This is a genomic window from Leisingera sp. F5 (assembly GCF_001593695.1).
Map to the genome: position 1 here is coordinate 1 of NZ_LUKH01001221.1, position 1,181 is coordinate 1,181.

A 1,181-nucleotide genomic window follows, 5' to 3' on the forward strand; every position below is an offset into this window, starting at 1 on the left:
GGTCAGCCCGCGGCAGACAGAATTCATCAACCGCAACTGGGCGGGCCTGACCGACAGCGCCGGGGTGCCGGTGGTGGATCAGTTCATCCGCCTCGCCCGCAACGGTGCGGGCTGGCATACATTCACCTGGGAAAAGCCCTCGACCGGGGAAGAGGCACAGATGATTGCCTATGTGCTGGGACTGCAGGATTGGCAGTGGGCAATCGGCACCGGGGTATTCATCGACGATGTACTCGCCACCGTAGCGGCCTCGCGCGCCGAGGTAGAGGCACGGGTGCAGCGCACATTCATCTACATCGGCGGCATCACCTTGGTGTCGCTGGGGCTGGTCTTTGCGTCTGGCATGTTTCTGAACATCCGCGAACGGCGGCTGGCGGATGCAAAGCTGAAGGAGCTGACCCAGCGGGTGTTCGACGCCCAGGAGGAGGAGCGCGGCCGGGTTGCCCGCGAGCTGCACGACGGCATCAGCCAGCTGCTGGTGGGCGTGCGCTATGCGCTGGACAACACCCGCCGCCGCCTGTCGCGCGGCGATGGCGAGGGGGCGGCAGCACCACTGGAGAAAGGCACCGAGAACCTGCTGACCGCCATCACCGAAGTGCGCCGGATCAGCCGTGACTTGCGCCCCGGGGTGCTGGACGATCTGGGGCTTGGCCCGGCGCTGAAGGCGCTGACCGATGATTTTGCCGCCCGCACGGGGATCGTGACCGAGTTTTCCACCGTGGTGTTCCGCAACCGGCTGGATCAGGACGCCAAGATCGCGCTGTACCGGATTGCCCAGGAGGCGCTAACCAATATCGAACGCCATGCGGAGGCCAGCAAGGTCAGCATCGACTTGCGCGGCCACACCAAAGGCGCCACCATGCGGATCACCGACAATGGCCGTGGATTGCCGCCGCGCGATGCTCGCAGCGGGCCGGGGATCGGGTTGCGCAACATGCAGGAGCGGATTGAGCAGCTTGACGGCACCCTGCGCATTCTGTCATCACGTGGCACCCAAAGCGGCACGGTGATCGAGGCAGGTCTGCCTCTGAGCCACCTGCTGCCGCCTGGGGAAGAGGGAACGCCTGTGCAATTGCCGTGACCGGGGAGGATGCGGCGGCTTGCAGGCCTCTCAACTGATGGAAAGCTGCCTTGTGGGGGATGATGGCTGATCCGGTGAAAGTTCTGATTGTGGATGACCA

At 64.9% G+C, this 1,181-nt stretch carries 1 protein-coding gene; it reads left to right on the forward strand.

Translation table 11 applies throughout. The annotated features are described in order from the left end of the window. Positions 1-1,081, forward strand: a 1,081-nt coding sequence (locus A2I95_RS40290; RefSeq protein WP_291737931.1) for a cache domain-containing protein, incomplete at its 5' end; no start/stop codon positions are given. Positions 1,082-1,181: the final 100 nt, after the last annotated feature.